This is a genomic window from Microbacterium sp. TPD7012 (genome assembly GCF_003075395.1).
GTDB lineage: Bacteria > Actinomycetota > Actinomycetes > Actinomycetales > Microbacteriaceae > Microbacterium.
This window is the reverse complement of the sequence record NZ_QDFV01000002.1, coordinates 704,803-727,658: the sequence shown is the minus strand read 5'-3', so window position 1 is coordinate 727,658 and position 22,856 is coordinate 704,803. Positions and strand designations below refer to the sequence as shown.

Genomic DNA, 22,856 nt, shown 5'->3' with positions numbered 1-22,856 from the left:
CCGCCTCCTCCTGGAGATGAACATGTCGCTCGCCACCCGCGAGGGCCGCCGCCAGAAGCTGCCGCCCGAACAGCCGTCCATCCCGCAGCGCAGCGGCGGGACCGGCGCCTACTGGATGTACCTTCTTCCCGGCTTCGCTCTGCTGCTCGTCGTCGTCATCATCCCGCTCATCTGGAACGTGTACCTCACCTTCACGAAGTGGAAGGGCGTGCGCACGCCGGAGTTCATCGGGCTGGAGAACTGGCAGAAGATCCTCACCGACAGCGACTTCTGGACGTCGTTCACGAACTCCGTCTGGATGATCCTGGCGATGGTCGTGGTCCCCACGATCGTCGGTCTCATCGTCGCCGCCCTGCTGTTCGACGTCGTCGGCCGCAAGTTCGGCGGCAAGGTCGGCAGCTTCCTGCGGGCCACCTATTACCTCCCGCAGATCCTGCCCATCGCCGTCGCCGGCATCGTGATCGGATGGATCGTGCGTCCGGGCGGAGACGGAGCCCTCAACCAGATCCTCGGCGCCTTCGGACTGCCGTCCTACGACTGGCTGGGTCAGATGCCCTCCGCGCTCATCGTGCTGATGCTCGTCATGGTGTGGGTGCAGCTCGGCTATCCGGTCGTCGTGTTCATGGCGGCTCTGCAGCGCGTCGATCCCGAGCTCTACGAGGCGGCGGAGCTCGACGGGGCCAACTGGCTGCAGCGGTTCACGGCCATCACGATGAGCATCATCCGCCCGGAGATCTTCGTCGTGACGCTGACCTGCACGATCGCGGCCCTGAAGGTGTTCGGCCCGGTCTACATCATCACGCGCGGCGGACCCGCGGGCGCCACGCTCGTGCCGGCCTACTACGCGTACCAGGAGTTCTTCACCAAGCGGAACGTCGGCTACGGCGCGACCATCGCCACCGTGCTCACCATCGTCGTGGTCATCGTGTCGATCGTGTTCATCCGCGTGCAGAACTCGCTCGAGCGCAAGGAAAGGGCGGGACTGTGATGCACGCCACCACTGCCATCGTCACCGGCAAGCCGTCGAAGAGCCGTGCCCGCGGCGGCATGACCAAGAAGCGGCCCGTCGACTGGCTGCTGCTCGCCCTCGTCGTCGTGGGTGCGCTGCTCGTGATCGCGCCGTTCTACCTCGTGCTGGTGAACTCGTTCAAGTCGCCGGTGGACTACGCCACATCCGGTCCCCTCGCCTTCCCCGAGACGCCCGACTTCGGCGGGATCATCAAGTTCTGGGAGCGGGTGAACTTCCCCGAGAAGGTCTGGAACTCGATCTTCATCTCCGGCATCGTCGCGGTGCTGGCCGTCGTGATCTCGATGCTGAATGCCTTCGCGATCGGCATCGGCCGCATCCGCGGGCGCAGCTGGATCGTGCTGCTGTTCCTCATGGCCAACCTGCTGCCGCAGGAGGCCCTGCTCTACCCGCTGTACTACATGTTCAAATCGGTGGGGCTGTACGACAACGTGTGGGCGGTGATCATCGTGTTCACCGTGATCCAGGCCGCCTTCGGCACCTACCTGCTGTCCTCCGTGTACGGCACGTTCCCCAAGGAGATCCTCGAGGCGGCCTCGCTCGACGGCGCGACTCGCTGGCAGATCCTCTGGCGCGTGATCTTCCCGATCAGCCGGCCGACCCTGTCGGTGCTGCTCATCTTCTTCTTCATCTGGACGTGGAACGAGTTCCTCATCCCGCTGACGTTCCTCGCCTCGAACGCCAACCAGACCGTCCCGGTCGCGATCAGCGTGCTGCAGGGCGACCGTCTGATGGACGTCACGACGACGAGCGCGTCGGCTCTTCTCGGCATCATCCCCACGCTCATCTTCTTCCTCATCTTCCAGCGCACGCTGACACGCGGCATCACGGCAGGAGCAGTCAAGTAATGAAGTTCACCGACGGGTTCTGGCAGCTTCGTCCCGGCGTCACCGCGCTCCACGCACAGGAGGCCTACGACATCGCGGCGACCGACGACACCCCCGATGGCCCCGGCATCGTCATCACCGCTCCGACCATGGTGATCGCCCGGCGCGGCGACGTGCTCAACCGGCCGGTGCTGACCACGACGCTCTCCTCCCCCGCGGAGGGCGTGATCCGCGTGCGCATCGCACACCACACCGGCGGGCGATGGCACGGAGGCTTCGCCCTTCCCGGGGCAGAGCGCAGCACGGCATCCGTCTCGGTCTCGGAGGCCGGCGGCGTCGTGAACGCGGGCGCACTCGTCGCCCGGATCGCCCCGGGCGCCCCCTGGAACCTGGCGTTCGAGGTCGACGGGCATCGGGTCACCGGCAGCGGCCACAAGGCGCAGGGGTACATCCGTCTCGCCGACGACGCGCAGGTCGATCCGGGCATCGTGGGCAACGCCCGGCAGGGAGGACGGATGCCGGCGGCATCCGCCTTCCTGCATGAACAGCTCGATCTCGGTGTGGGCGAGCACATCTACGGGCTCGGCGAGCGCTTCGGTCCCCTGGTCAAGAACGGCCAGACGGTCGAGATCTGGAACGCCGACGGCGGCACCTCGAGCGAGCAGGCGTACAAGAACGTGCCGTTCCACCTCTCCGACCGCGGATACGGGGTGCTCGTCAACGACCCGGGTCACGTCTCCTACGAGATCGGGTCCGAGGCCGTCGAGCGCGTGCAGTTCTCGGTCTCGGGCGAGGTGCTGGAGTACTTCGTGATCGCCGGCCCCACGCCGAAGCAGGTGCTGGGCCGCTACACGGCGCTGACCGGGCGGCCGCCGGTCGTTCCGGCGTGGTCCTACGGCCTCTGGCTGTCGACGAGCTTCACGACCGACTACGACGAGCAGACCGTGAACTCGTTCATCGACGAGATGGCCGCTCGCGAGCTGCCTGTGTCGGTCTTCCACTTCGACTGCTTCTGGATGCGCGAGTTCAACTGGTGCGACTTCGAGTGGGATCCGCGGGTCTTCCCCGACCCCGAGGGCATGCTCGGACGCCTGCACGACAAGGACATCCGCGTCTGCGTCTGGATCAACCCGTACATCGCGCAGCGTTCGCCGCTGTTCCGCGAGGCCGCCGATCAGGGATTCCTGGTGCGCCGCGCCGACGGATCGGTATGGCAATGGGACCTCTGGCAGGCGGGCATGGGGCTCGTCGACTTCACGAATCCCGACGCGACGGCGTGGTACCAGTCGCAGCTCCGCGCGCTCATCGCGCAGGGCGTCGACTGCTTCAAGACCGACTTCGGGGAGCGCATCCCCACCGACGTCGTGTGGGCGGACGGCGCCGACCCCGAGCGCATGCACAACCTCTACACGGAGCTGTACAACCGCGCCGTGTTCGAGGTGCTCACTGACGTCCGCGGTGACGGCGAGGCCGTGCTGTTCGCCCGGTCCGCGACCGCGGGCGGCCAGAGCATGCCCGTGCACTGGGGCGGAGACTCGACCTCGACGTTCGCGTCGATGGCTGAGACCCTGCGCGGGGGCCTCTCCCTCGCGCTGAGCGGCTTCGCGTTCTGGAGCCACGACATCGGCGGATTCGAGGGAACGCCGGATGCCGCGGTGTTCAAGCGCTGGACCGCGTTCGGGCTGCTCGGCTCGCATTCGCGCTTCCACGGGTCGAGCTCGTACCGCGTGCCGTGGGCATTCGACGAGGAGGCTGTCGATGTGACCCGGCGCTTCACGCACCTGAAGATGCGACTGATGCCGTATCTCTACCAGCAGGGGCTCGATGCCGCGGCGACCGGCGTACCGCTCATGCGGCCGATGGTGCTCGAGTTCCCGGACGACCCGGCCGCCGCCTATCTCGACCGCCAGTACATGCTCGGGTCGGATCTGCTCGTCGCCCCGGTGTTCTCGGCCGAGGGCACCGTCGACTTCTATCTGCCCGCGGGCGAGTGGACGTCGCTCCTCACCGGGGAGACCGTGACGGGAGGCTCGTGGCGCCGCGAGACCCACGGCTTCGACTCCCTGCCGCTGTATGTGCGGCCCGGCACCGCGCTCCCCTGGGGCGCACGCGTCGACGGACCCGGGTACGACTACCACGACGGGCTGCAGCTGCGCGTCTTCCCCGGCGGGACGGGCGCCGGATCGGTGACCGTGACGAATCCGGATGGCCGTAGTGTGACCTACGACGTCGACCTCGAGGAGATCACCGGATGACCAGCCCGCTCACCCCGCTCATCCCGCGCGACGACTACCGGGGCTCCGGTCTCGTCTTCCCGGAGGGCTTCACCTTCGGCTCGGCCACCGCCTCGTACCAGATCGAGGGCGCGGCGGCCGAGGACGGGCGCACCCCGTCGATCTGGGACACGTTCAGCAAGACACCGGGACGCGTCTGGAACGGCGACACGGGAGACGTCGCGTGCGACCACTACCACCGCGTCGACGAGGACCTCGACCTGATGCAGGACCTGGGCCTGCAGGCCTATCGCTTCTCGATCGCCTGGCCCCGCATCGTGCCGACGGCCTCGGGCGAGGTGAATCAGGCAGGGGTCGACTTCTACTCGCGGCTCGTCGACGGGCTGCTCGAGCGCGGCATCCGCCCGGTGGCCACCCTGTACCACTGGGATCTCCCCCAGTACCTGGAGGATGCCGGAGGCTGGACGGCCCGCGCGACGACCGATGCCTTCGAGCGCTACGCCGAGATCATGGGTTCCGCGCTCGGCGACCGCGTGCACACGTGGACCACCCTCAACGAGCCGTGGTGCTCTGCCTATCTCGGCTACGGGCAGGGCGGGCACGCGCCGGGTCGGCATGAGCCGGCATCGGCGCTGGCGGCCGTGCACCACCTGAACCTCGCGCACGGGCGTGCGATCCAGGTGCTGCGAGCGACGTCGAGCGGCGACCCCGACTACTCGGTGACGCTGAACTTCCATGTGCTCCGCGGGCAGGGAGAGGGCGCCGCCGAGGCCGTGCGGCGCATCGATGCCCTGGCGAACCGGGCGTTCACCGGACCGATGCTGCGGGGCGAGTACCCCGCCGATCTGCTGGCTGACACGGCATCCGTCACCGACTGGGACTTCGTTCAGGCCGGAGACCTCGCCACGATCGCGCAGCCGATCGACGTGCTCGGCGTGAACTACTACTCGACCGCGACCGTACGGCTCTGGGACGGCGTGTCCGAGAAGCAGCAGAACGACGGACACAAGGGCGCCGAGGGCGGCACGGCATGGCCCGGAAGCGACCGGATCGTGGAGTTCGTCGAGCAGCCCGGGCCGTACACGGCCATGGGCTGGAACATCGCACCGGAGGGGCTCGAGGAGCTGCTCGTGTCGCTGTCGGAGCAGTTCCCGGATCAGGCGCTCATGGTCACCGAGAACGGGGCTGCCTTCGAAGACGAGGTCGCCGAAGACGGCGCGGTCCCCGATCCGGAGCGCACCGACTACCTGCGTCGGCACTTCACCGCCGCGCACCGCGCGCTCGAGCGCGGGGTCGACCTGCGCGGGTACTTCGTGTGGTCGCTGCTCGACAACTTCGAGTGGGGCTACGGCTATGCCAAGCGATTCGGGATCGTGCGGGTCGACTTCGACACGCTCGAGCGCACCGTGAAGGACTCGGGGCACTGGTACCGCGAGCTCGTGCGGACGCGGACCGTGGGAGCCTAGGCCTCGGTCGCGAGCCGGACGATCAGCGGTGGTCGTCCGGCTTTCCGGGGCGTCGGCGCGACGTCCACGCCGACAGGGCGGATGCCGCGGCCCCCGCCGCCCGATCGATGGCCTCGGCCGAGCGACTCAGCACGTCCTGTGCCGCGTCCTGCCACGCGGGGATCGTCGTCGCCTCCCCCGCCTGCACCTTCGCCGCGTGCTCCGCCGCTTCGAAGGCGCGCTCGAGTTCGGCGACGGCATCTCGGTAGGCGGCGAACTCGGCGGGGGTGACGCGGCCGGTCGCGGCCCGACGCATCTCCTTCGCGTGATCCGCCGCTCGCAGATACGCGGCCGTCTCCGGTCGCTTGACGTCGGTCATCGCCGGGTAGCCGATCTGCAGCGCCGGGTCGGTCTCGTAGCGCATCCAACGGGCGATCACCGCGTCGTGCTCCGCCTGCAGCCGATCCAGCGGACGAGGACCGGATGCCGGCGGGATCGCCGCCCGCGCGGCGTTCAGCCGCACCTGACGGGCTCGCACATCGGCCGACGCGGCCTTCGCATCGCGTTCCCTCTCGCGCAGCATCCGCCGTGCGGCGGCGACCTGCTCCGCGGACGCCCGCTGTGCCGCGCGCTCGGCGGCGACCCTCGTCAGGTCCGCCCGCGCGATCTTGAGCGCCGTCCGCCGCTCCGCCGCGACCTGCTGCGCCGCGCGAAGGTCATGGCGGGCCGCATCGACGGCGAGCCTCCTGCCGCTGGTCGTGCTGTTGCGTCGGTTCACCCCGATCACCCCCACCGTCCCCACGGCGACCGCGGAAGGCGCGATCCACCACCACTCGGCCACGAGCAGCAAGGGGTCCATCCTTCGATGCTACCCAGGGGCAGGTTGCGGCACGCGGGCTTGGGCGTCTTCTGCGGCCGATTCCCACCTGACGAGGCGACCGGCCCTCACCCCTCCGGTGGCCCCTCGAACTTCCGCGGCCGATCCGAACTTCTGCGGCCACATCGATCGGATGTGGCCGCAGAAGTTCGAGATGGCCGCGGAAGTTGCGGCGATACGGAAGCGACGCGGCTAGACCAGGGTCTCCTGCCACGCCGCATGCAGCTGCGCGAACTTGCCGGTGCCGCTGATGAGCGCGTCGGGGGTGTCGTCCTCGATGATCTGCCCGTGCTCCATCACCAGCACACGATCGGCGATCGCGACCGTCGAGAGGCGGTGCGCGATGATGATCGCCGTGCGGTCCTTGAGCAGGGTCTGCAGCGCGTCCTGGATCAGTCGCTCCGACGGGATGTCCAGCGAGGCCGTGGCCTCGTCGAGGATCAGCACCGCGGGGTCTGCCAGGAACGCGCGGGCGAACGAGATCAGCTGACGCTGTCCCGCCGACACCCGGCCACCGCGCTTGTTGACGTCGGTGCCGTATCCGTCGGGCAGGGACGAGATGAACTCGTCAGCGCCGACGGCCCGAGCCGCCGCGCGGATCTCATCCAGCGTCGCGTCCGGCTTGCCGAGCGCGATGTTGTCGGCGACCGTGCCGCTGAACAGGTACGCCTCCTGCGTGACCATGACGATCGCGCGGCGGAGATCCTTCGGATGCAGCGAGCGCAGGTCGACGCCGTCCAGCGTGACGTGTCCCTCCGACGGATCGTAGAACCGCGAGATCAGCTTCGCCAGCGTGGACTTGCCCGCGCCGGTCGTGCCGACGAGCGCGATCGTCTGACCCGCGGGGATGTCGAGCGAGAAGTTCGGCAGGATCGTCTTCTCGCCGTTGTAGCCGAAGGTCACCTCGTCGAAGTTCACGTGTCCGCGCGACTCCCACAGATCCACGGGCTTCTCGGGGTCCGGCACCGTCGGCACCTCTTCGAGCACGCCCGACACCTTCTCCAGCGCGGCCGTCGCCGACTGGTAGGAGTTCAGGAACATCGCGATCTCCTGCATCGGCGCGAAGAAGTTGCGCACGTAGAGCACCGCGGAGAGCAGCACACCCACCGTGAGCGCTCCATCGGAGACACGGATGCCGCCCCAGAGCACGACGATGCCGAGCACCAGCGCTGCGACGCCCATGAGCCCCGGCTCGAACGTGCCGAACAGCAGCATCGACCGGCGGTTGACGTCGCGGTAGTCGCCCGCGACCTCCTGGAACGACGTGTCGTTGCGCGGCTCCTTGCGGAACGCCTTCACGGCGCGGATGCCGGTCATCGTCTCGACGAACTGCACGATCACCTTCGCGCTGATGACGCGGGACTCGCGGTAGACGAGCTGAGAGCGCGAGTAGAACCAGCGCATCAGGAAGAACAGCGGGATGCCGCCGACCGCGAGGATCAGCCCCGACTGCCAGTCCCAGAAGCACAGGGCGATGAACGTGAACAGGCCGAAGAGCACACCGGAGACGAGCTCGTTCAGACCTCCGTCCAACAGCTCCTTGATCGAGTCGAGGTCGCTCGTCTGACGGGAGATGATGCGCCCCGACGTGTACGACTCGTGGAACTCCAGGCTCAGCCGCTGCGTGTGCAGGAAGATGCGCTTGCGAAGATCGAGCAGCACCGCCTGTGTGAGCTTGGCGGCGATGATCACGTACCAGGCGATCAGGATCGAGGCCAGGAGCCCCGCGAGCAGGTAGATGCCGCCGACCATGAAGGTCGGCATCCAATCGGCGTCGTTCAGCACGGCCGGCAGGGCGCGGTCGAGCCCGATGCTGATCAGGATCGGGCCGGCGACCTGCAGAGCGGTCGAGACCACCAGCACGGCAGCCGCGAGCACGATCTGCGGCTTCAGCGGACGGACGAGGGATCCGAGCAGACGGAGGGACCGACGACGGATCTCCTTGCTCTCCTCGCGGGTGTACCGGGAACGATCCTCGTCCTGGGTTCCGGTGATGGCGGAGCTCATCGCTGCACCTCCTTCTTCATTTCGGTTGCTGAGTCCGACGAAGCATCGTCGGCGGCCGCCATCTCGAGGCCCTCGCGGACCTCTTCGGCGACCTCGAGCTGCTCGTCGCGGATCACGGGGATCGCCCCGGTTCGTGCCGCCTCCTCCGCCTCGAGGCTCGAGATGACATGACGGTAGTGCCGACTCGACTTGAGCAGTTCGGAGTGCGTGCCCACCGCGGTCACACGCCCGGCCTCGAGCAGGGCGACGCGGTCGGCGAGCGCGACCGTGGAAGGACGGTGCGCCACGATCATGGCCGTGGTGTCGGCGAGGACGTGCCGGAGCGCCTCCTCCACGAGGGCCTCGGTGTCGACGTCGAGTGCGGACAGCGGGTCGTCGAGCACGAGCACCTTCGGCTTCGCCGCCACCGCACGGGCGAGGGCCAGCCGCTGCCGCTGGCCGCCGGACAGGCTGAGCCCCTCCTCGCCGATCACGGTCTCCACGCCGTCGGGCAGGGAGTCCACGAACGCCGCCTGAGCGACCTGCAGCGCCTCGCGCAGCACCCGCTCGCCCTCTTCGCTGTGCACGTCGAGGTCGGCACGGCCGAGCAGCACGTTCTCGCGGACGGTCGCCGAGAACAGCGTCGCATCCTCGAACGCCATGGCGATGTGCTGCCGCAGCTCGGAAAGCGGGAGATCGCGCACATCGACGCCGTCGAGCGTGACCTTGCCGCCCGTGACGTCGTAGAGACGCGTCGGCAGGGTCGTCAACGTCGTCTTGCCGCTTCCGGTGAGTCCCACCAGCGCCATGGTCTCGCCGGGGCGCAGCACCAGGTCGATTCCGTCGAGCAGGTCGCGCTCGTGTGCGCCGGCGTCCTGGTAGCGGAAGTGCGCGTTCTCGAACGCGAGCTCTCCCCGCGGGTTCTCGATGTGCACCGGGTGCTCCGGATCCGTGATGGTGCTCGTCTCGGAGAAGATGTCGAACACACGGTCGGTCGCCGTGCGGGCGTCGAGCATGAACGAGAACAGGAAGCCGATCGACTCGATCGGCCACCGCAGCACGACGGCCATCGCGAAGAACGCGAACAGCTCTGCCTCGTCGATCGCGCCCTGGGAGATCAGCCAGATACCGGACATCAGGCTGAGTCCGAAGGCGATCTGCGGCATCAGGTCGAGCCAGAACCAGATCGACGCGATCGCGCGGGCCTTGCTCATCTCCGTCTCGCGGAGCGTCTCGGCCTGACGGCTGAACCGGCTCAGGGCGTGCTTGCCACGGCCGAAGGCCTTCAGCACGCGGATGCCGTGCACGCTCTCCTCGACGCTGGTGGCGAGGTCGCCGGCCTGGTCCTGGCTGCGGCGGGTCAGCGCGCCGTAGCGCTTCTCGAACAGGTATCCACGCACCCACAGCGGGATCGCGGTCACGAGGAAGATCGTGCCCAGCAGCCAGTGCCAGCGGAAGAGCAGCACCGACCCGATGGCGATCGTGAGGATGTTCACGACGAGCAGCACGAGGCCGAAGGCGAGCCAGCGCCGGATGAGGCCGATGTCCTGCATCATGCGGCTGAGCAGCTGACCGGACTGCCAGCGGTCGTGGAACGACACCGGCAGCGTCTGCAGGCGCGAGTAGAGCGTCGTGCGCATCTGGTACTCGACCTCGGTGGCCGGGTTCAGCACGAACTGCCGGCGCAGCCACACCATGACGGCCTCGCCGAGCGCGAGGGCGAAGACGACGACGGCACCGACGACGATGGCGCTGATCTCGCCGGACCGCACGGGTCCGCCGATGATCTGCTCGAGCACGATCGGGATCATCAGGGCGATGATCGCGGCGATGAGCGCACTGGCGGCACCGCCGGCGAGCCGCCAGACGACCGGCTTCACGAAGGGCTTCAGGCGCCACAGTGCAGCCGGAGTGGAGAGGGTGGAAGAGGGCGAGGTGTTCTGCGAGGAAGGCGAGGAGGACATGTCTCTCAGATGAGTTTCGTATGGGAAAACGGTTGCGGAAAGGGACGGATGACAGCGCGGACTCTGCGAGCCCGGCATCCGTTGCGAGAGAAGCGGCTCTAGATGAGCGGACGCACCGGGGTCGAGCCGAGAGCGTCGATCCGCACAGCGGCGATCGTGGTCATGATGTCCTCCTCAGGGGCTCGGCGGCGTCGCCCGGTCGGCGCGACAGCCCACCAGCCTATTCCTGTGAACCAGCTGAAGGCAAGAGTCATTCCCGATTGATCGGATCGCCCCGCGCCACGGAGGTCGCAGCCGCGGCTCAGCTTCGCGTCGTGCGCCCGAGCTCGGCCCTCAGCAGACGATGCAGGTTCGCGCCGAGCACCGAGAAGATCTCCTCTTCGCCCCAGCCCCGCCGGAGCAGCGCCTCGGTGACGAGCGGGAGCCCCGTCGGCCCTTCGAGTCCCGGGATGTAGCAGTCGACCGGCACGCCTTCGACCAGCTCCTCCACGCAGCAGGGGGCTGTCGTGTCTTCGAGGACCTCGCGGACGAAGTCCGGCCCCATGCCGACGTGGTCGATGCCCGCGATCGAGACGACATGCTCGAGGTGATCGACGACGGTGTCGAGCGTGTGGGTGTCGGCGTGCAGGTACGACGCGAAGAAGTTGACGCAGACGACCCCGCCGCCTGCGGCGATCGCCGCGATCTGCGCGTCGGTGAGGTTGCGATGGTGATCGAACAGGGCCCGCGCCGACGAGTGCGACGCGATGACGGGGCGAGTCGCGAGTTCGAGCACGTGATCGACGCCGGCTGCCCCGAGGTGACTGACGTCGAAGATCATCCCGATCCGCTCCATCTCCGCGAAGGCCCGGATGCCGGGACGCGTGAGCCTGCTCCCGGCGGCGTCCTCGCCGCTGCCGTCCGCGAACGCGCTGCGACCGAAATGCGCGACGGAGCCCATGCGCACGCCCAGCCGGTACACGGTCTCGAGGAGCTCGACGTCTTCGGCGATGCCCGGCATGCCCTCGAGTGCCAGCACGAGCGCGATGCGCCCCTCGGCGACCGCCCTGTCGATGTCGGCACCGGTGAGGCAGAGGGCCACGGCGTCGGCGTTCCCCTCCGCGAGGCGGTGCGCGGCCTCGATCATGCGGAGCGTTCGCCGCAGGGCGCCTTCGGGGCGATAGAACTCGTCGATGAAGACGGGAAGGACCTGCAGATCGACGCCGCCGGCCTGCAACTGCGGAAGCCACTGCCTGCGGAAGAACGACGCCCACTCATCCGACGGCCGAGTCGCGACCGCGCACAGCAGGTCGTTGTGCGCGTCGGCGACGAGGGCGCTGCGGTGGAGCGCGGCTGCTCGGTTATCGGTCATGCGCCCATCCTGCCGCCCTGGGACACCTGATCCGGGCATATCGCCCGAACGGCGCGAGAAGTAACGTGATCGTCACGCAGATCTCAGCGTGCGGAGGACTCTCTGGCCAGCAGGCTCTCCTTGACCGGGAGGCCCCAGGCGAAGCCGCCGAGGCTGCCGTCGGTGCGCAGCACGCGGTGGCACGGCACGAACAGCGCCGGTGCGTTCCGCGCGCAGATGGATGCCGCGGCGCGCACGGCACGTGGGTTGCCCAGTCGTGCTGCGAACGAGGTGTAGGTCAGGGGCTCTCCCGCGTCGATCGCACGCAGCTCGGCCCAGCCGGCGAGCTGCAGCGCCGTTCCGGTCTGCTTCACGGCGACCGCGTCGATCGCGGAGAGGTCCCCCGCATAGTAGGCGAGGGCCGCAGCGGCGGCATCCGTCTCTCCGTCGCGGATCGCCTCAGGGCGGGCGGAGGCTGCCAGTCGGCCGACGATCGCGTCGGCGTCGGCCGTCCAGCCGGACGAGAGCACGCGCTGCCGGTCGTCGACGAGGATCGTGAAGGGGCCGTCGGCGGTGTCGATGGTCTGGATGATCGCGGTCATGATGTCTCCTTCGAAGTGACGGTTCGGGTGATACGGGCGGGGCGAATCGGTGCGGCTCGCCAGAGATGCGCGCTCAGGTAGCTGCGCCAGGGGGCGGCGCGCTCTGCCCAGGCCGTGAGCGCCTTGGGCTCGCCCGGGAGGCCGGAAGCCGCGGCACCGGCGCGCAGCGCCACGTCTCCGGGGAGCAGGATGTCGGGATCGCCGAGCACCCGCATCCGCACGTAGTCGGCGGTCCACGGACCGATACCCGGCATCGCGAGCAGCGCGGCGCGCTGCTCCGCTCCGTCGTCGCCGACGGTGAGGCGCAGGGACCCGTCTGCGAGGGCCGCGGCGGCTCCGGTGATCGCTCGGATTCGGGCGGCCGGCCCGCGCAGCACCTCGGTGCCGCGCTCGGCGATCGCCGCCATCGTCGGGAAGAGCAGACCGCTCTCCGTGCGCTCCCCCAGCGCCTCGGCGAGCCCGCTGAGCGCGGTGCGCGCCGCCACGACGGTGATCTGCTGTCCGATCATGGCGCGGATCAGCATCTCGTGCGGGTCGGCCGATCCGGGAACGCGGATGCCCGGTGTGCGCGCCACGAGCGGCGCGACCTCAGGGTGGGCGGAGAGAGCCTCGGCGACGGCGATCGGGTCGGCGTCGAGGTCGAAGATGCGGCGGACGGTCGCGACGAGAGGCGCGAGGTCGGAGAGCCGTGCGACGCGGGCGCGGAGGCGCAGGCGCTCGGCGGCATCTTGGCGCACCTCGAACCAGGCAGCACCTCCGCTCATGCGCAGGTGGCGGGAGAACGACGTCGGCGTCGCCTCCTCGACCCCCGGCAGCGCCCGCGCCGTCATCCAGTCGAAGATGCCGCTGGCATCGAGCGGGCCGCGGTACGGGAGCACGAGGTCGATCACGCCGGAGGCGACCTCGATGCCGGACGACCGTCGGCGCGCACGCAGCTCGCCGGGAGTGAGTCCGAACACCTCGCGGATCGTGTCGTTGCCCTGCCGGATGCTGGCGAAGCCGGCCGAGAACGCGACATCGGAGATCGGCATGTCGGTTCCGACGAGGAGCATCCGCGCGGTGTGCGCCCGATGCGCCCTGGCCAGCGCGAGGGGACCCGCGCCCAGCTCGGCGCTGAGCAGTCGGGTGAGGTGACGCGAGGAGTACCCGAGCCGTGCAGCCAGCCCCGGCACGCCTTCGCGTTCGATCACGCCGTCGGCGATCAGACGCATCGCTCTGGCCGCCGTGTCGCCGCGGACGTTCCAGGCGGGAGAGCCGGGAGCCGCCTCCGGCAGGCAGCGCTTGCACGCACGGTAGCCGGCCTCGTGGGCGGCCGCGCTCGTCGGATAGAACGTGACGTTCTGCGGTTTCGGCGTGCGCGCGGGGCAGCTCGGCCGGCAGTAGATGCCGGTCGAGCGCACCGCCGTCACGAACTGCCCGTCGAAGCGCGTGTCGCGGGCGTTGATCGCCCGATAGCGTTCGTCGAAGTCGGTCAGGGGGAGGCTCATGCCCCCACTCTGTCACGACCCGCCGACATCGACTGGCGGGAATCGGACATCGCTGTGGATGCCCCGGATCAGTGGAAGAAGTGCCGCTCCCCGGTGAAGAACATCGTCACACCGGCCTTGCGAGCGGCATCGATGACCTCTTCGTCGCGCACCGACCCACCCGGCTGCACGATGGCCGTGACACCCGCGTCGATGAGCACCTGGGCGCCGTCCGCGAACGGGAAGAACGCGTCGGACGCCGCGACCGATCCGGCCGCGCGATCTCCCGCCCGCTCGACCGCGAGGCGGCACGAGTCGACGCGATTGACCTGGCCCATGCCGACGCCGACCGTGGCGTTGTCCTTCGCGAGCACGATCGCGTTGGACTTCACCGCGCGGCACGCCTTCCACGCGAAGATGAGGTTGACCATCTCGTCATCGCTCGGACGCTCACCGGAGACGAGCTCCCAGTTCTCGGCGACGGATCCGATGTCGTCGGGGAAGCGGTCGGCGTCCTGCAGCAACAGGCCACCGGAGACCAGACGCACGTCCATCCGCTCCTGCTGCCAGTCCTCCGGCAGCTGCAGCAGGCGGAGGTTCTTCTTCGCCTTGAACACCTCGAGCGCGGCCGGCTCGAACGAGGGCGCGACGATGACCTCGGTGAAGATGTCCTTCAGGTTCTCGGCCATCTTGAGGGTCACCGTGCCGTTGGCGGCGATCACGCCGCCGTACGCCGACACCGGGTCGCACTCGTGCGCGCGCAGGTGGGCGCTGGCGATGGGGTCGAGGGCGTTCGGCGCGGTGGTGGCGATCCCGCACGGGTTCGCGTGCTTGATGATCGCGACGGCCGGCTTCACCATGTCGTAGGCGGCACGCAGCGCGGCATCCGCGTCGACGTAGTTGTTGTACGACATCTCCTTGCCCTGGAGCTGCGTCGCCTGCGCGATGCCGTGGCCGCCGGCGCGCGTGTAGATCGCGGCGCGCTGGTGCGAGTTCTCGCCGTAGCGCAGCGTGGCGAGACGCTCGGCCTGGATCGTCAGGTGCACCGGCAGGTCGTCCGGCTCGCCGAGCGTTCCCTCGGCGAACCACTGCGCGACGGCGGTGTCGTAGGAGGCGGTGTGCGCGAACGCCCGGGCGGCGAGTTCGCGGCGCTGCGACAGCGAGGTGCCGCCTTCGCCGATCGCCGCGACGACCGCGGGATAGGACTGGGGAGAGACGACGATCGCGACGTTGGCGTGGTTCTTCGCCGCGGCGCGCACCATCGCCGGCCCGCCGATGTCGATCTGCTCCACGACGTCGTCGCCGACGGCACCGGAGGCGACCGTCTCGACGAACGGGTAGAGGTTCACCACGACCAGCTCGAACGGGGCGATGTCGAGCTCCTGCAGCTGACGCTCGTGGTCCGCGAGACGGAGGTCGGCGAGCAGACCGCCGTGGACCTTGGGGTGCAGCGTCTTCACGCGTCCGTCGAGCATCTCCGCAACGCCCGTGACGGCGGCGACGTCGGTCACGTCGAAGCCCGCATCGCGGATCGTCGCGGCCGTCGATCCGGTCGAGACGATCTCCACTCCGGCGGCGGCCAGCGCTTCGGCGAGCACGAGCAGATCGGTCTTGTCGCTCACCGAGACGAGCGCGCGCCGGATCGGCACGGTGTCGCGATCGCGGTAGAGCGAGGGGTCGTGGCGGGGGCCGGCCATGGTGGGCTCCTTCGTGCGTGAGGTGCGTCGGGTGGAAGCTGTCAGGGTGCGGGGGTCAGTGCGAGCTCGCCGGTGGCGATGGCGCGCACGACGTCGATGAGCAGTCGACGCTCGACGGGCTTGATGCGCTGGTGCAGGCTGTGCTCGGTGTCGCCGGGCAGGATCGGCACGCGTTCCTGCGCGAGGATCGGTCCGGTGTCCACACCGTCGTCGACCACGATCACGCTCGCACCGGTCTGCTCGACGCCGGCGGCCAGCGCGTCGCGAACGCCGTGGGCGCCCGGGAACTCCGGGAGGAACGCCGGGTGCGTGTTCAGCAGCCGCGGCGAGTACTCCGCGACCAGCGCCGGCGGCAGCAGGCGCATGAGCCCGCTGAGGACGACCAGATCCGGAGTCCAGACGGCGAGCTGTCGTCCGAGCTCTTCACCCCACGCCTCGCGACTGTCGTGCTCGTGCCACGGCACCGTGAAGCTGGGGATGCCGAACTCCTCGGCGTGCGCCAGCCCGTCGGCTTCGCGGTCGGCGCCGACCACGACGACCCTGGCGGGGAAATCGGGGTGACGAGCGGCCTCGAGGAGGGCGCGAAGGTTCGAGCCGGTGCCCGAGATGAGAACGGCGACCGTGAGCACGCGCCCAGTCTACCGGGGCGCGGGCAGTGCTCCCGCCTCGCATCCGCCGTCGTCCGAGGGCATCAGTCGAGACGGTCCGAGGGGTCGCGCTTCGGGATCGTGAACCCGCGGAGGTCGTCCAGCGGCGCCGTGTCGTCGAACGGGGAGGGGCCGGTGGTGCGTGCCGCGTCGGATGCCGGCGCCGGGTCGCCGTCCACGAGCGGCTCGGCCGACATCTCGGCCAGCCACCGATCGGTGCGCTCCTCCGCCAGCTCGTCGCGATGTCGCGGCGACAGCAGCAGGATCGCGGCCCCGAGGAGCACCTCGCCGCCCAGGGCGAGGGCGAACGGGAGCGGCGACGGCCCGACCTCTGCCAGTCGACCCGGTCCCATCGACCCCGAGGCGAGCACCGCGGCGAGCGCGGCGATCCCCGCGGTCACGGCGCCGATGCCGAGTGCGATGACCGTTCGCTGGGACATGCCGAGCGGCGTGCCCTCCCACACCAGGCGGGAGCGGACGGCCCAGCCGGCGAAGGCACCGGCGGCGATCGGCACGAGCACGATGATCAGCATCCAGATCGAGCTGTTCTCCGGGAGCAGGCCGAAGACCGGGATGCCGGGGACCACTCCCAGCTGCGTGCCCGCCGGCGACACCGCGGTCCCGGCGCCGACCGCGAAACCCGGTCCCGCGATCCAGGACGCCACCCACACGATCAGCGTCGGCAGGTAGACGAGCTGGCCGAGCGTCATGACCGTCAGCCCGAGCACGTCGACGCGGGCCGCCTGGAACAGGGCGACGACCTCCCCGCCGCGCAGCGCGATCATCACGGCGAGCGCCGTGGCCGCCGCGCCCGTCACGGCGACGATGACGATGGCCGTGCCGCGCACGATCGCGGCCGGGACCGCCGCCCAGTCCTCCCTGGCGTCGAGCGCGTCGTGGATGCGATCCAGCAGGCCCCCGTCGCCCTCCTCCCAGGCGACGCGGACTCCGCCGCACATCGCGCCGACGAGGTACACCGCAGGCGGGAGGAGGATCGCCAGGAACAGGGGGGTCTGCGCCGCCGCGAGCTCTGTGCTGAGCGCGACGCCGGTCGCGATGAGGGCGAAGACGGCCGAGCCGGAGAGCGCGCCGAGGAGCCAGGCGCCGGCGGTCGCGGCACGCTTGCCGGAGCGTGCGGCGAACAGCAGGGTGAACAGCAGGAATGCGAGCGGGGTGATCGACACGGCGAAGCTCGCGGCTTCGGTCGGGAGGCCGAGCGCGACGATGAGCTCGTCGGGGATCGTCACCGCGAGCGGCACTCCGTGACCGAACTCCCACAGGGTGCCGGTGAGCGGCCAGAGCGCACCCCAGTCGGCGGTGACGCCGAACGCCAGCGTCCAGAGCAGCGTCAGCGGCGCCAGGAGCACGGCGAGGCCGACCGCGGCGGCGATGGCGGCGTCGAAGGCGGCGAGGAGCGCGACGAGGAGGCGTTGCATATCGAATCGAGACTACGACGAGTTCCCGCTCACCTCCTGGGGGCGCGCGCTGGTCGGACGACACGATAGCGTCTTCTCCGGAGGTTCCCCCGATGACAACTGCCCCGTCCCCCGCCCACGCGCCCACTGAGCCCGCGAGCGCTCTCGATCGCTACTTCGAGATCAGCAAGCGAGGATCCACGGTCGGCACCGAGATCCGCGGCGGCCTGGTGACGTTCGTCACGATGGCGTACATCGTGATCCTGAACCCGATCATCCTGTCGGGCAAACCCGATGTCGCGGGCGACATGCTCGCCTTCAACGCCGTGGGAGCTGCCACCGCCCTCACCGCCGGTGTGATGACGATCCTGTTCGGACTCGTCACGCGCCTGCCGTTCGGCTTCGCGGCAGGTCTCGGCATCAACGCCTTCGTGGCCTTCTCGGTGGTCGGCCAGGTCACCTGGCCCGAGGCGATGGCGCTCGTGATGATCAACGGTGTCATCATCGTGCTGCTCGCGGCCACAGGACTGCGGAAGGCGATCTTCGACGCGGTCCCCTTCCAGCTGAAGATCGCGATCACGGTCGGAATCGGCCTGTTCATCGCCTTCATCGGCTTCGTCAACTCCGGCTTCGTCACCGCGACGGGCGCCTCCTCTCCCCCGGTCGGCCTCGGCGTGAACGGCTCGGTGGCGACCGTGCCGAGCCTGCTCTTCGTGATCACGCTCCTGCTCACCGGCATCCTGGTGGCGCTGCGGATCAAGGGCGGCATGCTGATCGGACTCGTCGGCGGCACGGTGCTCGCCGTGATCGTCGAGGCGATCTGGCACATCGGCCCGCGCGGCTTCGACGACGAGGGGAATGTCGTCAACCCCGGCGGCTGGGGGCTGACCGTTCCCGCGCTGAACGGCTCGCCTGTGAGCGTTCCGGACCTCAGCCTGGTCGGCGCCGTCGACTTCACGTTCGATTTCGGCAAGGTCAGCGTCGTCGCGCTGGTCATGATCGTCTTCACACTGCTCTTCACGAACTTCTTCGACGCCATGGGCACCATGACTGGCCTGGCCAAGGAGGCGAACCTCGCCGATGACAACGGCGACTTCCCCCGCATCAAGTCCGCACTGATCGTCGAGGGTGTCGGCGCGATCGCCGGCGGCGCGACCTCGTCCTCCTCGAGCACCGTGTTCATCGAGTCGGGTGCGGGCATCGGCGAAGGGGCGCGCACCGGCCTCGCCAACGTCGTCACCGGCGTCGTCTTCCTGCTCGCGATGTTCCTGACGCCGCTCACGTCGATCGTGCCGACCGAGATCGCCGCTGCCGCGCTGATCATCGTGGGTGCGATGATGATGGCGCAGATCCGCCACATCGACTTCGGCGACTTCCGCGTGCTGCTCCCGGTCTTCCTCACCGTGTCGGTCATGCCGCTGACCTACTCGATCGCCAACGGCATCGGCGCGGGCTTCGTCAGCTGGGTGCTCATCCACGCGTTCTCCGGCAAGGCCAAGAGCATCAGCCCCCTGCTGTGGGTGGTCGGCGCGGGCTTCCTGATCTTCTTCGCGCGGGGCCCGATCGAGGCGCTGTTCGGCATCGGGATCTGATATCCCGATATGAAGGAGGGGGCGGATGCTGCGGCATCCGCCCCCTCCGTCTTACGCTCGTCGTCGTGACGGATCCCGGCGACGAACAGGAGTTCACGCTGCTGCATCGGATGAACACCTGGGGTCTGTCGAGCGATCGTCCGGGGAGTCTGAGCTGGGAGTACCGCGGGCAGGTCTGGCGGGCGCGCCGCCCGGCCGACGGCGATCCTCCCTCGGAGGTCAGCGTCCGATGCCCGCAGTGCTACGAGACCCTCGCGCTCCGCGTCGAGTCGGTGCGAGCGATGCGTCGGCGGAAGACCATCCTCCGATGCGCAGCCCTGCTCCTCGCCCTCATCGGCGTCCTCGCCATCGTCTCGTGCGCCGCCCAGGTCGGCGTGGCCGACGACAACTCACTCGCCGACGACATCCGCTCGTCGGCGAGTGCCGGGGCAGCCATCAGCACGCTGCTCGTGATCGCGTCGCTCACGGCGGCGTGGACGCTGATCCTCACGGCCGCGAACCAGGTCGGGGTGCAGGGCCACGGCGCGGGAGCTCCGGCCTTCGCCCGGCATCGTGTGCAGCAGGGCCCGTCGTCACCGGCCCCGTAGCGATCCCGGCGGCTCTCTGGTAGACCGGAGGCACCTCCCGAGAAGGTGGATCCGATGTCCGCATCCGACGCGGCCGCAGGCGCCCGCTATGTCACCGACGGCGGTCTCGAGACCGACCTGATCTTCCACCATGGCGTCGAACTTCCCGACTTCGCCGCGTTCGTGCTGCTCGACGACGAGCGTGGCCGTGGCCTGCTGCGGGAGTACTACCGCGGGTTCGCCGAGGTCGCGCGCGCCCACGGCGCCAGCCTGAGGCTCGAGTCCGCCACCTGGCGGGCGAGCGCGGACTGGGGTGCGCGACGGGGGTACGACGCGGCAGCCCTCCGCAGATCCAACGTCGCCGCGGTGGACCTGCTCCACGATGTCGCGGCGGACTTCCGCGATCTGCCCGAGGTCCGCCTCGTCGGGGTGATCGGTCCCCGCGGCGACGGCTACCGACCCGGCTCATGGGACGCCCGCAGCGGAGCCGACGACGCACTCGCCTACCACCGGGCGCAGGTGCAGGCGCTCAGCGATGCCGGAGTGCACGTCATCGCGGCGTACACGCTCACGGATCCCGCCGAGGCCATCGGCATCGTCCGCGCCGCACGCGAGGCCGGGATGCCGGTCGAGATCTCCTTCACCGTGGAGACCGACGGGCTTCTCGCCTCGGGACGCACTCTGGCGGAGACGATCGACCTCGTCGATGCGGCCGCCTCGCCGGACGGCTATCTGTTGAACTGCGCGCATCCGGAGCACCTCGACCGCGCGATCGATCCGACGGTCACCGCGCGGATCATCGGCATCCGTCCCAACGCGTCTCGTCTGTCGCACGCGGAACTCGACGAAGCCGAGCAGCTCGACGACGGCGATCCGGAGGAACTCGCCGCCCGCACCGTCGAGCTGCTGCAGCGGATGCCGGCTGTGCGCGTGATCGGCGGATGCTGCGGCACCGACGTGCGCCATATCGCCGAGATGTGGCGTCGGCTCAGCGCTCAGGAATCCGGCTGAGGCGACGAGGCTCCGTCGCCGAGCAGATCTCAGGCGAACGCGGCGGCGAACTCGGGTGCCGGCTCGATCGGCTCGATCACGTCGATGAGCACGCCGCCCGGCGCCTCGACGATGAAGTGCCGCTGGCCGAAGGCCTCGTCGCGCAGCGTGAGGCGTTCGGGGAGCTCGCGCTCCCCCACCAGCCGGGCATGCTCGGCGGTGGCATCGGCGACCTCGACGTTGAGCAGCAGTCCTCGCACCGGCTCACGGAAACCGGCGGGGATCGTCTCATGCCGCCGGTCGAGGATCGCGAGCTCGCCGCCCTCGAAGCACAGGCTCACGTACCAGTCGGTCTCGAAGGTCGTCTCGAAGTCGAGCTCGTCTCGATAGAAGCCCGCGGCTTCGGCGACGTCGTCGACCATCAGCACGGGGTAGAAGCTCGTGATGTCCATGCGGATCCCCTTTACATACTCTGTGTTTGTATCTTCGGGTCTAGAATACATACACACCGCACGTAAGGGAACCCCATGCCTCGAGCCTCCGCCGCCGACGCCGCCGCGACCGCCCGCCGGATCCTCGATGTCGCCGGCGCCCACTTCGCCGAGCACGGCTACGCCGCAGCATCCGTCGACGAGATCGCTCGCGCAGCGCAGGTCACGCGCGGCGCCGTGTACCACCACTACACGTCGAAGCCGCTCCTCTTCGCGGCGGTGGCCTCCGCGCAGCAGGGGCTCGTCGCCGACGCGATCATGTCGGCCACGGCGGACAGCGCCCCGGATGCGGCGCTCCGCGACGGCAGCCACGCGTTCCTCGACGCGATCACGCGCGGCGCGGCCGCGCGCGTCCTGCTCGTCGACGGGCCGGCTGTGCTGAGCTGGGAGGACTGGCGACGGTTCGATGCCGAAGGCCCTGCCGTGACGTTGCACGAGGGTCTCGCCGACGCCGGGATCGCGCCGGCGCTGCGAGATGCACTGACGGCGGCACTCTCGGGAGCCATGAACGAGCTCGCGCTCTGGTTGTCGGAGCGGCCGGCGGATGCCGCGGCTCGCGCCCAGGCGCACGACGCGCTCGACCAGCTGCTGGACGCTGTGGTTCCGCAGACGTCCTGACCGCGGCCCAGGGCCCCACTTCTGCGGCCGACTCGAACTTCTGCGGCCTCCAGGGCGGCGGATGGCCGCAGAAGTCACGAATGGCCGCAGAAGTTGAAGCGCCCCGGGCATGAAAGAAGGCCCCAGAGTGGAGTCCGGGGCCTTCAGATCAAGCGTAGCTCAGGTCAGAGACCTTCGACAATCGCACGCATCAGGTCAGCGGTCTCGGACGGCGTCTTGCCAACCTTGACGCCGGCGGCCTCGAGGGCCTCCTTCTTCGCCTGCGCGGTACCGGCCGAGCCCGAGACGATGGCGCCGGCGTGGCCCATGGTCTTGCCCTCGGGAGCGGTGAAGCCCGCGACGTAGCCGACGACCGGCTTGGTGACGTTCGCCTTGATGTAGTCGGCCGCACGCTCCTCGGCGTCGCCGCCGATCTCGCCGATCATCACGATCGCCTTGGTCTCGGGGTCGGCCTCGAACGCGGCGAGCGCGTCGATGTGCGTGGTGCCGATGACGGGGTCGCCGCCGATGCCGATGGCGGTCGAGAAGCCGAGGTCGCGCAGCTCGAACATCATCTGGTAGGTCAGGGTGCCCGACTTCGACACGAGGCCGATCGGTCCCTTGCCGGTGATGTTCGCCGGCGTGATGCCGACGAGCGCCTCACCGGGCGTGATGATGCCGGGGCAGTTCGGCCCGATGATGCGGGTCTTGTTGCCCTTGCTCTGGGCGTACGCCCACGCCTCGGCCGAGTCGCCGACGGGCACGCCCTCGGTGATGACGACCAGCAGCGGGATCTCGGCGTCGATGGCCTCGATCATGGCGTCCTTCGTGAAGGCGCCGGGGACGAAGGCGATCGACACGTCGGCGCCGGTCTCCTTCATGGCCTCGGCCACGGATGCGTAGACGGGGAGCTCGACGGCGTTGCCGTCCTTGTCGGTGTGCGCGACCGTGGTGCCGGCCTTGCGGGCGTTCACGCCGCCGACGACCTGGGTGCCGGCCTTCAGCATGAGTGCCGTGTGCTTGGTGCCCTCGCCGCCGGTGATGCCCTGGACGATGACCTTGGAGTCCTTGTTGAGGTAGATCGACATTTCTTCAGTCCTTGT

20 protein-coding genes are annotated in these 22,856 nt (G+C 69.5%); 8 read left to right on the top strand and 12 right to left on the bottom strand.

All coding sequences use genetic code 11. From position 1 onward, the window contains the following. Positions 1–22 precede the first annotated feature (22 nt). From DC434_RS07470 to DC434_RS07455, 4 genes are read left to right on the top strand one after another with little or no spacing between them, the layout of a single operon-like run. Positions 23–988, top strand: coding sequence for a sugar ABC transporter permease (locus DC434_RS07470; protein WP_116634783.1), 966 nt, complete (start codon positions 23–25; stop codon positions 986–988). Beyond that, on the top strand, positions 988–1,875 hold the full coding sequence (locus DC434_RS07465) for a carbohydrate ABC transporter permease (RefSeq protein WP_116634633.1): 888 nt from the start codon (positions 988–990) through the stop codon (positions 1,873–1,875). Before DC434_RS07470 ends, DC434_RS07465 begins: the two co-directional genes overlap by 1 nt. After that, the gene (gene yicI / locus DC434_RS07460) at positions 1,875–4,109 is read left to right on the top strand and encodes an alpha-xylosidase (RefSeq protein ID WP_116634632.1); all 2,235 of its coding nucleotides are present in this window, start codon (positions 1,875–1,877) and stop codon (positions 4,107–4,109) included. The genes DC434_RS07465 and yicI overlap by 1 nt, the downstream gene beginning before the upstream one ends. After that, the gene (locus DC434_RS07455; protein WP_116634631.1) at positions 4,106–5,554 is read left to right on the top strand and encodes a GH1 family beta-glucosidase; all 1,449 of its coding nucleotides are present in this window, start codon (positions 4,106–4,108) and stop codon (positions 5,552–5,554) included. The genes yicI and DC434_RS07455 overlap by 4 nt, the downstream gene beginning before the upstream one ends. A 22-nt stretch (positions 5,555–5,576) precedes the next feature. Here DC434_RS07455 and DC434_RS07450 read toward each other — a convergent pair whose 3' ends face one another. The 10 genes from DC434_RS07450 to DC434_RS07410 form a co-directional block, all read right to left on the bottom strand. After that, positions 5,577–6,392, bottom strand: a complete 816-nt coding sequence (locus tag DC434_RS07450; protein WP_133192789.1) for a hypothetical protein — start codon at positions 6,390–6,392, stop codon at positions 5,577–5,579. 210 nt (positions 6,393–6,602) lie between these two features. After that, the gene (locus DC434_RS07445; RefSeq protein WP_116634629.1) at positions 6,603–8,417 is read right to left on the bottom strand and encodes an ABC transporter ATP-binding protein; all 1,815 of its coding nucleotides are present in this window, start codon (positions 8,415–8,417) and stop codon (positions 6,603–6,605) included. After that, positions 8,414–10,360 (bottom strand): ABC transporter ATP-binding protein, encoded by a 1,947-nt coding sequence (locus DC434_RS07440; protein WP_116634628.1) that lies wholly within the window; start codon positions 10,358–10,360, stop codon positions 8,414–8,416. The genes DC434_RS07445 and DC434_RS07440 overlap by 4 nt, the downstream gene beginning before the upstream one ends. A 98-nt stretch (positions 10,361–10,458) precedes the next feature. Then, positions 10,459–10,614, bottom strand: coding sequence for a hypothetical protein (locus DC434_RS20090; protein ID WP_165808020.1), 156 nt, complete (start codon positions 10,612–10,614; stop codon positions 10,459–10,461). A gap of 47 nt (positions 10,615–10,661) precedes the next feature. Next, the gene (locus DC434_RS07435) at positions 10,662–11,711 is read right to left on the bottom strand and encodes a membrane dipeptidase (protein ID WP_116634627.1); all 1,050 of its coding nucleotides are present in this window, start codon (positions 11,709–11,711) and stop codon (positions 10,662–10,664) included. An 83-nt stretch (positions 11,712–11,794) separates the two neighbouring features. Beyond that, the gene (locus tag DC434_RS07430) at positions 11,795–12,292 is read right to left on the bottom strand and encodes a methylated-DNA--[protein]-cysteine S-methyltransferase (RefSeq protein WP_116634626.1); all 498 of its coding nucleotides are present in this window, start codon (positions 12,290–12,292) and stop codon (positions 11,795–11,797) included. Next, positions 12,289–13,779 carry an AlkA N-terminal domain-containing protein gene (locus DC434_RS07425; RefSeq protein WP_116634625.1) on the bottom strand — a complete coding sequence of 497 codons (1,491 nt, stop codon included), beginning with the start codon at positions 13,777–13,779 and terminating at the stop codon, positions 12,289–12,291. The genes DC434_RS07430 and DC434_RS07425 overlap by 4 nt, the downstream gene beginning before the upstream one ends. Positions 13,780–13,847: 68 nt before the next feature. Continuing rightward, on the bottom strand, positions 13,848–15,455 hold the full coding sequence (gene purH / locus DC434_RS07420; protein ID WP_116634624.1) for a bifunctional phosphoribosylaminoimidazolecarboxamide formyltransferase/IMP cyclohydrolase: 1,608 nt from the start codon (positions 15,453–15,455) through the stop codon (positions 13,848–13,850). A gap of 41 nt (positions 15,456–15,496) precedes the next feature. Beyond that, positions 15,497–16,084: a phosphoribosylglycinamide formyltransferase gene (gene purN, locus DC434_RS07415; RefSeq protein ID WP_116634623.1), complete on the bottom strand. Its 588-nt coding sequence runs from the start codon at positions 16,082–16,084 to the stop codon at positions 15,497–15,499. Between the two features lie 62 nt (positions 16,085–16,146). Next, positions 16,147–17,538: a DUF6350 family protein gene (locus DC434_RS07410; RefSeq protein WP_116634622.1), complete on the bottom strand. Its 1,392-nt coding sequence runs from the start codon at positions 17,536–17,538 to the stop codon at positions 16,147–16,149. Positions 17,539–17,630: 92 nt separating this feature from the next. Here DC434_RS07410 and DC434_RS07405 point away from each other — a divergent pair, with 92 nt between their 5' ends. The 3 genes from DC434_RS07405 (at position 17,631) to DC434_RS07395 (ending at position 20,686) form a co-directional block, all read left to right on the top strand. Further along, positions 17,631–19,109 (top strand): NCS2 family permease, encoded by a 1,479-nt coding sequence (locus DC434_RS07405; protein ID WP_116634621.1) that lies wholly within the window; start codon positions 17,631–17,633, stop codon positions 19,107–19,109. Between the two features lie 65 nt (positions 19,110–19,174). Then, positions 19,175–19,696 carry a hypothetical protein gene (locus DC434_RS07400; RefSeq protein WP_116634620.1) on the top strand — a complete coding sequence of 174 codons (522 nt, stop codon included), beginning with the start codon at positions 19,175–19,177 and terminating at the stop codon, positions 19,694–19,696. A 54-nt stretch (positions 19,697–19,750) separates the two neighbouring features. Beyond that, positions 19,751–20,686, top strand: a complete 936-nt coding sequence (locus DC434_RS07395) for a homocysteine S-methyltransferase family protein (protein WP_116634619.1) — start codon at positions 19,751–19,753, stop codon at positions 20,684–20,686. A 29-nt stretch (positions 20,687–20,715) separates the two neighbouring features. On the opposite strand, the gene DC434_RS07390 is transcribed toward DC434_RS07395, so the two are convergent. Next, positions 20,716–21,117, bottom strand: a complete 402-nt coding sequence (locus tag DC434_RS07390; RefSeq protein WP_116634618.1) for a VOC family protein — start codon at positions 21,115–21,117, stop codon at positions 20,716–20,718. 75 nt (positions 21,118–21,192) lie between these two features. Between DC434_RS07390 and DC434_RS07385 the strand changes: the two genes are divergently transcribed. Further along, complete coding sequence (locus DC434_RS07385) at positions 21,193–21,774, top strand: TetR/AcrR family transcriptional regulator (RefSeq protein ID WP_116634617.1); 582 nt, start codon at positions 21,193–21,195, stop codon at positions 21,772–21,774. Positions 21,775–21,938: 164 nt separating this feature from the next. On the opposite strand, the gene sucD is transcribed toward DC434_RS07385, so the two are convergent. Then, entirely contained in the window at positions 21,939–22,841 is a 903-nt protein-coding gene (sucD, locus tag DC434_RS07380; protein ID WP_116634616.1) for a succinate--CoA ligase subunit alpha, read from the bottom strand. Positions 22,842–22,856 lie beyond the last annotated feature (15 nt).

Bases quoted from the DNA above. Each gene is read 5' to 3' on its own strand.
- DC434_RS07435 (WP_116634627.1), bottom strand. From the start codon at position 11,711: ATGACCGATAACCGAGCAGCCGCGCTCCACCGCAGCGCCCTCGTCGCC.
- DC434_RS07440 (WP_116634628.1), bottom strand. From the start codon at position 10,360: ATGTCCTCCTCGCCTTCCTCGCAGAACACCTCGCCCTCTTCCACCCTC.
- DC434_RS07445 (WP_116634629.1), bottom strand. From the start codon at position 8,417: ATGAGCTCCGCCATCACCGGAACCCAGGACGAGGATCGTTCCCGGTAC.
- DC434_RS07425 (WP_116634625.1), bottom strand. From the start codon at position 13,779: ATGAGCCTCCCCCTGACCGACTTCGACGAACGCTATCGGGCGATCAAC.
- DC434_RS07430 (WP_116634626.1), bottom strand. From the start codon at position 12,292: ATGACCGCGATCATCCAGACCATCGACACCGCCGACGGCCCCTTCACG.
- purH (WP_116634624.1), bottom strand. From the start codon at position 15,455: ATGGCCGGCCCCCGCCACGACCCCTCGCTCTACCGCGATCGCGACACC.
- DC434_RS07385 (WP_116634617.1), top strand. From the start codon at position 21,193: ATGCCTCGAGCCTCCGCCGCCGACGCCGCCGCGACCGCCCGCCGGATC.
- DC434_RS07405 (WP_116634621.1), top strand. From the start codon at position 17,631: ATGACAACTGCCCCGTCCCCCGCCCACGCGCCCACTGAGCCCGCGAGC.
- DC434_RS07410 (WP_116634622.1), bottom strand. From the start codon at position 17,538: ATGCAACGCCTCCTCGTCGCGCTCCTCGCCGCCTTCGACGCCGCCATC.
- DC434_RS20090 (WP_165808020.1), bottom strand. From the start codon at position 10,614: ATGACTCTTGCCTTCAGCTGGTTCACAGGAATAGGCTGGTGGGCTGTC.
- DC434_RS07390 (WP_116634618.1), bottom strand. From the start codon at position 21,117: ATGGACATCACGAGCTTCTACCCCGTGCTGATGGTCGACGACGTCGCC.
- DC434_RS07465 (WP_116634633.1), top strand. From the start codon at position 988: ATGCACGCCACCACTGCCATCGTCACCGGCAAGCCGTCGAAGAGCCGT.
- DC434_RS07470 (WP_116634783.1), top strand. From the start codon at position 23: ATGTCGCTCGCCACCCGCGAGGGCCGCCGCCAGAAGCTGCCGCCCGAA.
- sucD (WP_116634616.1), bottom strand. From the start codon at position 22,841: ATGTCGATCTACCTCAACAAGGACTCCAAGGTCATCGTCCAGGGCATC.
- DC434_RS07455 (WP_116634631.1), top strand. From the start codon at position 4,106: ATGACCAGCCCGCTCACCCCGCTCATCCCGCGCGACGACTACCGGGGC.
- DC434_RS07450 (WP_133192789.1), bottom strand. From the start codon at position 6,392: ATGGACCCCTTGCTGCTCGTGGCCGAGTGGTGGTGGATCGCGCCTTCC.
- yicI (WP_116634632.1), top strand. From the start codon at position 1,875: ATGAAGTTCACCGACGGGTTCTGGCAGCTTCGTCCCGGCGTCACCGCG.
- DC434_RS07395 (WP_116634619.1), top strand. From the start codon at position 19,751: ATGTCCGCATCCGACGCGGCCGCAGGCGCCCGCTATGTCACCGACGGC.